Below are 7,493 nucleotides of genomic sequence, written 5' to 3'. Positions count from 1 at the left end.
TCATCCCTCCTTTCGTCGCTCACGAGATCGTCGCCGTCGCAGTCACGGGCAAGGTGATCTGGTCGGAAATCTTGCCCTGAAAGAGATACGCAATGGGTGCCTCAAGACCAGGCACCGCGTACGTCGCGGTCTCATGGGCCACCACCGTGCCGCCATTCACGACGGTGATGGACACGGGCGACGTTTGCAGCCCGGGAATATTGGCCTTCGCAAGAGCCTGTTGGAACACGGTCGTGGCCCACTGCGACGCTGCGTTTGGGTCGAGGCTCCACGTGATCTGCCCGTCCCCTTGACTGTCGTACGTTGCTACGGGTTGAGCCTGAGACACCGCGGCGAGCGCGGCGGCCTGGGTTGCCTGCTGAACACGCTGGTCGATGGACGTGATCAGGTGATACCCATTCCACGCCCAAAGTCCCGCGGTGAAGGTCGGGAAGATCACGAGCATCCAGAGCAGGAGCGATCTCATTTGATCACCACCGTGAGTTGCCACAGGAGCATGAGGCACGCCCCGCCCAAGATCGCGGGTGCAAACGGACGCTGAAAGCGCATATCGCCGCGTGCGAAGGCCGCCACGTACACGCCAATTTGCACGATCCCTGCCAGCAGATAGATGAGTACTGGACCCACAAGTCCGGTGTATGCTGCCGACATGGCAAGAAGATTGAGATCGCCACCACCGATCGGCGACACCCGCCACAAAAGTTCAGCAAGGGCAAACCATACGGCACAGGCGATGAAGCTATTCAGACCGCCCATCACGCCCTGGAACAACGCGTGCAATAGGACACCCACCACACTCCCGTAGATCGTGAGCCACCACGGGATGGTCTCCGTGCGCAGGTCATGGAACGCCGCCTCCAACAAACAAGCCAATAGAAAGAGCCACAAAAGTCCGTAAAGTACCATTGCCAGCGCTCCTTCAACTCGATAGGTGGATAAGCTGCCATTCTGGCTTGCCCGCCAGCGTCACGACATCCGTCCATGTCTGCGACGCGGAACCGCAGCTATCCGTCGCGGTAACCGTGAGGTTGATCGTGTCCCCGTTCGCGGCTTTGGGTAGCACGAACCCTGCGACGTAGAGGTGTGGCGCCACCTGGAGAGTCTGCGCCGTCCAGGAGATCGTCCCGTTCGATGTCGCCATGCTCGCTGTCTCGGTGACCGTGACCGGCCAGTTCCCCGGCGGGTACACGAACACCCGCGTCGTAAACGCGCTTCCCGCTCGGGCGTAGACCGGGAATTGGCTCGTCGGCAAGAAGGTGTTGCTGTTTTCGACCTTCAATTCTTGCGTCGGCGGATCGAGCAGGCCCGTGACGCCAAGCCAGCCGATGGTGAGTGGAATCGTGCTCGTCTGTCCGCTCGGGTTGACGGTTAGAACTGCAGAGCCATTCGAGCCGCAGGACACCGTATAGGTCTGATTGACGATCAGTGCGTGCGCGCGCTCTATGTGCCATGATGTTGTGGCTAAACACAGACCGCACGTCAACACCGCGAGTGCGGTAGACCGAAATCGGCGCATAAAAATCCCCTCTCATAGGAGAGGGGGTGCAGCAGACAGGGATTATGATTGGGCTTGTCGAAGACTCACATGTTCCCGTATTTCCTCGAACGTCGGATAGGCCATGGCGATCAGGCACGCTGCAAGGTAGGCTTCACAAGCGATAAACCACATCCCTATCGTGGCTTTTTCGATCGGGAAGAGACAGAACACAATCGCAGCGCAAATGGAAAGCGCGATCCAAAGCTTGCCCCACCAGCGCGGCCACCAAGGGGTTGCGATCAGCATTTCGAACCAGCGCACACAAGCGAATGCCATCATCGGCAACACTAGCATCGCGAACATCAGCCAAACTGCGGATGGATTGGCAACTGTGTGATAGATAATAAATGGATACAAACCGATGGGGACGCCGGAGAAAGAAAAGAGAATAACGCGCATAAGGATCGCAAGACCATGAAGCCACGATGCCAGGGAGAGACGGCGCACCATGAATCCTCCTTTCCTTCTGCAAAACTACGTCTACCAACTGCAAAACGCATTTTTCCAGGCGTTCTATCACACCGCTCGCGCCCATTGGGAATGGTACGCGCTTGTGGCATTGATTCTTTTTGCGATGGAGTGTGTCCACATGTGGGTTCGACGTCGCTCCGAACCGCATTGGTGGACCTCCGTACAATGGATCATCCTCACGAGCGTCATGATAGGATTCGTCATCGACTGGATGTCCCAGATTGCTCAACGAATGCTGATTTAGCGCATGAAAAGCGCTCTCGCAGAGAGGGGATATCGGAATTTAGAAACCACTCATGTGCTCAAACGCCGCCCACGCCCGCATGAGAATCAGGATCCCCACAAGAAAAATCGTCGGCAGCGCAATGAACGCAATCACCTCAAACAGTACGCTCATGCGCTTCCTCTCCGCGCGCTTCTCCAGGTTAAACAAAAACTGCGCCCGCTCATCGACCGCCATCTGCTTGAGCTGCGTTTCAAGCGACGTCCCTTCGTATCGCCCAGCCTGGATCCAGACCGACGCAAGCTGGCGCATCTCGGCAAGTCCCGTTTCTTGTGCCATCCATGTGAGAGCATCCGCGAGTGTGTCAGTTGTCTGCATCCGCTGATACGCCCGCTCCAAGAGTTGCCTCAGCGCACCGTCTGTCGCCGAGATGAGAAGCGGCAGCATGTCCTCCGGCGTGATGCCGCGTTCATAGAGGGAAGCCATCAGCATCTTCACGCGTCGAAGCCCAAAGCGAAGGTCGTCCTCGAACCGCTTGCGCTTCTGCCAGGGGTACATCGCCATGTACACGGCCATGCTCCAGCCCACAACGACGCCAAACGTCAGACTGTGCATACCGCCCCAGATCATGAGAGGGAGCAACACCGCCGCGAAGAACAAGAACAGGAGAAACTGCCGCGCCGTGAGTTTCACCTGTGATCGCCTGAGCCAATCCCCGAGACGGCGCTCCCATTGTCGCAAGCTACTTTGAAATCGCAGCTCGACGAACACCCGGCGGTGCCACCACGTCTCCAGGCGCTGAATCCAAGGCACCAACCAAAGGAGAAACCCCGACACTGCGAGAGCAGACAATGCCGCTGTCTTCATTCAACTCAACCTCGCCATCCGATAAACCCCCACGCCGACAAGCACAGCCCAGGCCAACAGCGCCCACGGCACAAACCCGATGAGACTCTGGGCATACGCGTGATAGAACGCCATGAGTCCGAAGAGTCCTCCCGCGCCGAACACATACGCACCGTAGCGGTAGAACGCGGTCTTCGCCCTCATCATGCTGCGAAACTGCGCCTGGTCCTGCAGATCGGTCAACACGTCGCGCCAGATCGTCGACGGATTCGCACCGTAGCGTTTGAGTGTCCGCGTGTACTGGGCCAGCCATTGAAAGGCGGGGACGCCGGACTGCATCGCGTGTTCCACCAGGGCGTCTTCAGGCGGCAGCCCGAGCGCCTGGACGCGCGCCCGAATCGCCTCGAACTCTCGTTGAATCACAGGATCTTTGCCGTGGCGCAGGATGTCCTCAATCGCCAGTCCTACATCCTCCGTCGCTTCGAGCACCGAGAGTCCCAGCGGCAGCGCCGTCTCACGCAGTCCTTTTTCGACCCGCCACACGTAACGCGTCTTGAGCACGCGAAACACAGGAAACGGCAAACAGGCGCACAGCGCCGCGAGCCCGAACGACATCCAGATCGGGTCGCCGAACACCTGCGGAAGCAGAGCGCCCACCAAGGCTAAGCCTGTCCACGCGAGCGTAATCACGCGTTTCGAGACGCTCCACCCCCAGCGCTCGAGCTCCGCTTGAAATCGCTCGACGTAGGAAGGTGTTTGGACGGGCAGACGGCCCTCCGTGAGAAACGGCTTGCGTTTCTCGCGCGTCTCCCAGCGCGAGATGAAGGGAGTCCACCAGACGAGCCCCAGCGAAATCACGAGCACCAGAATGGCCATGCCCGTCATGCCAATCCCTCCAGGGACACGCCTTGGGCCAAGGCCTTCGCCTTGAAGCGTTCCGACACCCCGTGGAAGATAAAGTCGCCCGTGCGCGCGTCGCGCACAAACACGGGCCGCGAAAGAATCCGACCGTTCTCAAATCCTGTGATCTCGCGCACCTCGACGACGCCGCGGTACTCCCCGTTACGCTCCAAGTGGATGACGTGTGTGATGCCCCGGGCCAACTGGTACGCCACCGTATCCTCCGCAGGACGGGGCGGCGCCGAAATCCCGAGCATCCGCACTCTGAGCAAGGCGTCCTCCGCCGACGAGGCATGGAGCGTGGTCGCCACCCATATCAGTCCGAGGTTTGCCATCTCCAAGAAGATCCACAACACCTCGGGGTCTCGCACCTCGCCCACGAGCATCGCGTCGCCTGTCATTCGTAAAGAAGCCTTTAGGTTTTGCGCCATCGACACATAGCCTTGCGTCCCTACCACGCCGCGGCTCCAGAGGCGGATCGTGTCGGGATGCTGAGGCTGCATCTCCGGCGCTTCCTCGATGATGATGAGCCGACACGGCGGCAGAAACGCCGTCAGGGCGTTCAGCATGGTCGTTTTGCCCGACTCCTGAGCGCCCGTCACCAACAGCGATTCTCCGAGCAGAGGCAACAGCGACAAGTACTTGTATAGCCACGGATCCTTGACCAGTTCCCTTAACGGATACGGATAGACAAACTGCCGAATCGTGATGAGCGGCAACGTCTGCACCACGCGCCGCCCTTCGCCAGCCTCGACCGTGATTCCGCAAGGTCCCTGCTTCACATGGAAACGGGAGCCGTCGGACAGAATGGCGTCGATCTCCGGCACATTGCGGGCGTATCGGAACGGCGTCCCGGTGAGTTTGTGCTCGATGAATCGATACACGTCTTCCAGGTTTTCAAAGCGCCGATGCCAGCGTTTGATCACGCCGCCCTCGCGATACTCGACCCATCGATCGCCCGCGACCCAAATCGTCGTCACCTTGGGCCGGGCCTTAAGCTCCGTGAGAATGCTATAGTCGTACACATCCGCCAAGATGGCGTCGATCACGGTACGCTGAACTTCCGTTGGGATGTTCACACGCCTTGAGAGCGTCGCCAACTGCCAGGCCATCGCCGTGCGGTCGGGCACTTGTGACAGGAAGTCCGTCTCCCTGCTCAGCTCCTGCAACAAGGCGCGCTTGTAGGATTCGATCGACGCCACGTTCAGGTTCAGCGCGCGCCGTGGCGCATCGTCAACGCTTGGACGCATGGGTTGTCCCTCCGGTCGCCGGGATCGTGACGTGCTGGCCAGGCTGGACTTCGGGCAGCGTCTCGGTGTTGCCGTAGTTTGCGGGCGGTTGCGCCAAGGTTCCTGAAGCGGTCGTGTTGGTCGTAGGCGTTGAGCCTTGAATCACCATGGTCGTCCCATTGGGCAACACGCCTGTCGTGATCGCGTTTTGCGGCACATTTCCGAGCACAACCTGAGCGGTTTGATTCAGCAACGCTTCACCCTCTTGCCACGGCACCATGACCACCCAAGTGTTCGTGTTCTGGCTATTGGGATTGGTGATGGAACGAAGGGCTCCCGCATTCGACCCATTCGTCGCAACGACGAGGACATCGTGATAGACGACGCCATTCACCACCAACGTCACGGTTGCGCCTGGCGTCACGGCTTCCGTAATCGGCGAAGGACTCACATTCACAGGCACCAACACATCGTTTTGAGACGCCGCATAGGCCTGCAGGGATCCCTGTGCGGCGAGTTCACTCGATTCAATCGGATCACCTGCGGCAACGCCAAGCACCGTAAGTCTCCCCACAGGGTTGGTCACGAGGTCACTCGGCACCGCTGCGCGGGGCACTGGTTTCCAAGTGATATCTGACGGCGTAATCGTGGTATATGGCAAAATGGTCTGCGAAGCCACTGGAATTTCCACAGTGGCATGAGCACGCTCAAGCACCATCCAGTCCAACCACACCGCGACACCGACCCCCAAAAGGCCAAGCCCCATGGTGGCCTTGCTCACCATAGCCATTTGCGCCTCGCCTCCTTTCTCGGCTCTTCGCTCGCTTGCTCTTCGCCAAGAATGTCCTGCACAATCTTCTCAATCGCTCGCCCAAACGGGCGTTTCGGATCCTTCAGCGCCGCCGCTTCGCCCGCTTCCGTCGCCTCGAACACACGCCTGTCTTCGAAGATCGCCGCAAAGGGCGGCGATCCCGCGAACTCCTCCTCCCAAAGCCTTGGCGCGTCCTTGTCGTAAAACCGATTCAAGATGACCCGTGGCGCTTGACGACAAAGCGGCGTCAACTCCTCAAGCGCTCGCTTGTACGCACGGAACTTGCCTCGATCGCCCTGGCCGACCAGATACGCATGCGTCGCGGCTTCCAGCGCCGCGTAATAGGCGTTGGTCTGCCCGCTCCCGAGATTCAGGATCGTCACAGAAAACGCGCGTCGCGCAGCGTGAATCAGGCGTTTCACCCCGTCTCCAGGAAGCACCGTCCCCTGGCCGCTCGATGGCAACAAACCAAAGCCGAGTTTTACAGGTGCGAACATCCGTCGAATCGTCTCCACATCCGGCTCGGGCCGCTCCTCGGCGAAAATATCGACGGTCTCAAAGGACGCCTCCCGAAGTTTCGAACCGAGCGTGCCGAAAGGGTCGAGATCGGCAACGGCCACGTCGATCTTGCGTTTGGCCAGCCACGCGGCGGTGTTGAGCGCCAACGTATCCTTCCCCACCCCGCCGCCGGTCGGCAATAGCCCGGCAAAGACCGCCACCACGCCCGTGGCAGCTTCCGCGTGCTTTCGGATCGCGGGCCTTGGCGCCTTGGTCTCTCCATGCGTGCGCATCCAAGCGAGGATCGCTTCCGGATCGAGCTCCTCCCCCACCTGCCACTCGAGCCCTTGAATCGTGCGGATCGCCGGATCCACTTGCCCAGGGCTTCCGACGAGAAGCACCGAGACACCGCTCCGAACGGCTTCCGCCAACGTCTCAGGCTCGGCAAACGGCGCCTCGACCACCCAGGCGTCGCCCGCCACGGGCAAAGGGCAAGTGGCGCGCCATTGGTGCGGCACGTCGCTCAAAGCCTCATGGAGTTCGTCCCAGTCCGTGATGAGATACCGCATTCGCCCCCTCCTTTCCGCGCCGCCAATCAACGAATCGCTCGCGCGACATCCGTGCCTCCGTGATGGTTTCGCGTCCAATCGCCCACCACGACTTGCCAGGTTCTCGGCCCCAGTTTTCCGTGTTCATGAGATACCAGGAGACAAGCACGAGTCTTTGCCACCACCGAAGCGGCACCTCGCGCGTTTCCCACCCTTCTTCGGCCGGGTAACGCAGCCACACGCTTCGCGAAATCACGCCTTTCGCGTGGGGCGGCAGTAACCACGCGAGCTTGTCATACGCCTCGTCGCGGGCGCGGAAGAATCCTTCGCGATCGAGCGCATAGAGGACGAGGCGCGGCGCGAAGCTCACCTCGATCCAGCCGTCCCGCCTGCGCCGCGCGATGTAATATTTGGTCAGTCGCATCAGCGT

General features: G+C 60.2%; 11 protein-coding genes. 1 reads left to right on the top strand and 10 read right to left on the bottom strand.

Annotation, left to right across the window (positions count from 1 at the left end):
- Positions 1 to 19 precede the first annotated feature (19 nt).
- Genes AACI_RS15480 through AACI_RS15465 form a run of 4 tightly spaced genes read right to left on the bottom strand, consistent with a single transcriptional unit; the run spans position 20 to position 1,987 of the window.
- The gene (locus tag AACI_RS15480) at positions 20 to 466 is read right to left on the bottom strand and encodes a hypothetical protein (protein ID WP_012812250.1); all 447 of its coding nucleotides are present in this window, start codon (positions 464 to 466) and stop codon (positions 20 to 22) included.
- The gene (locus AACI_RS15475) at positions 463 to 873 is read right to left on the bottom strand and encodes a prepilin peptidase (RefSeq protein ID WP_245530853.1); all 411 of its coding nucleotides are present in this window, start codon (positions 871 to 873) and stop codon (positions 463 to 465) included. The genes AACI_RS15480 and AACI_RS15475 overlap by 4 nt, the downstream gene beginning before the upstream one ends.
- 46 nt (positions 874 to 919) lie before the next feature.
- On the bottom strand, positions 920 to 1,516 hold the full coding sequence (locus tag AACI_RS15470) for a hypothetical protein (RefSeq protein WP_012812248.1): 597 nt from the start codon (positions 1,514 to 1,516) through the stop codon (positions 920 to 922).
- Between the two features lie 42 nt (positions 1,517 to 1,558).
- On the bottom strand, positions 1,559 to 1,987 hold the full coding sequence (locus AACI_RS15465; protein WP_012812247.1) for a hypothetical protein: 429 nt from the start codon (positions 1,985 to 1,987) through the stop codon (positions 1,559 to 1,561).
- Between AACI_RS15465 and AACI_RS15460 the strand changes: the two genes are divergently transcribed.
- The gene (locus tag AACI_RS15460; RefSeq protein ID WP_041708577.1) at positions 1,986 to 2,252 is read left to right on the top strand and encodes a hypothetical protein; all 267 of its coding nucleotides are present in this window, start codon (positions 1,986 to 1,988) and stop codon (positions 2,250 to 2,252) included. The two genes, AACI_RS15465 and AACI_RS15460, sit on opposite strands and share 2 nt — an antisense overlap.
- Before the next feature lie 39 nt (positions 2,253 to 2,291).
- On the opposite strand, the gene AACI_RS15455 is transcribed toward AACI_RS15460, so the two are convergent.
- From AACI_RS15455 to AACI_RS15430, 6 genes are read right to left on the bottom strand one after another with little or no spacing between them, the layout of a single operon-like run.
- Positions 2,292 to 3,098 carry a type II secretion system F family protein gene (locus AACI_RS15455; RefSeq protein WP_012812246.1) on the bottom strand — a complete coding sequence of 269 codons (807 nt, stop codon included), beginning with the start codon at positions 3,096 to 3,098 and terminating at the stop codon, positions 2,292 to 2,294.
- Positions 3,099 to 3,962, bottom strand: coding sequence for a type II secretion system F family protein (locus AACI_RS15450; protein WP_012812245.1), 864 nt, complete (start codon positions 3,960 to 3,962; stop codon positions 3,099 to 3,101). It lies immediately after the preceding gene.
- Positions 3,959 to 5,227, bottom strand: coding sequence for an ATPase, T2SS/T4P/T4SS family (locus AACI_RS15445; protein WP_012812244.1), 1,269 nt, complete (start codon positions 5,225 to 5,227; stop codon positions 3,959 to 3,961). Before AACI_RS15445 ends, AACI_RS15450 begins: the two co-directional genes overlap by 4 nt.
- Positions 5,211 to 5,996: an SAF domain-containing protein gene (locus AACI_RS15440; protein WP_012812243.1), complete on the bottom strand. Its 786-nt coding sequence runs from the start codon at positions 5,994 to 5,996 to the stop codon at positions 5,211 to 5,213. Before AACI_RS15440 ends, AACI_RS15445 begins: the two co-directional genes overlap by 17 nt.
- Positions 5,984 to 7,084, bottom strand: a complete 1,101-nt coding sequence (locus tag AACI_RS15435; RefSeq protein ID WP_049763382.1) for an AAA family ATPase — start codon at positions 7,082 to 7,084, stop codon at positions 5,984 to 5,986. Before AACI_RS15435 ends, AACI_RS15440 begins: the two co-directional genes overlap by 13 nt.
- Positions 7,047 to 7,487, bottom strand: coding sequence for a hypothetical protein (locus tag AACI_RS15430; RefSeq protein ID WP_012812241.1), 441 nt, complete (start codon positions 7,485 to 7,487; stop codon positions 7,047 to 7,049). The genes AACI_RS15435 and AACI_RS15430 overlap by 38 nt, the downstream gene beginning before the upstream one ends.
- Positions 7,488 to 7,493: the final 6 nt, after the last annotated feature.

It is taken from the genome of Alicyclobacillus acidocaldarius subsp. acidocaldarius DSM 446 (assembly GCF_000024285.1).
GTDB classification, from domain to species: Bacteria; Bacillota; Bacilli; order Alicyclobacillales; family Alicyclobacillaceae; genus Alicyclobacillus; species Alicyclobacillus acidocaldarius.
This window is presented reverse-complemented; position numbering and strand designations above follow the sequence as displayed.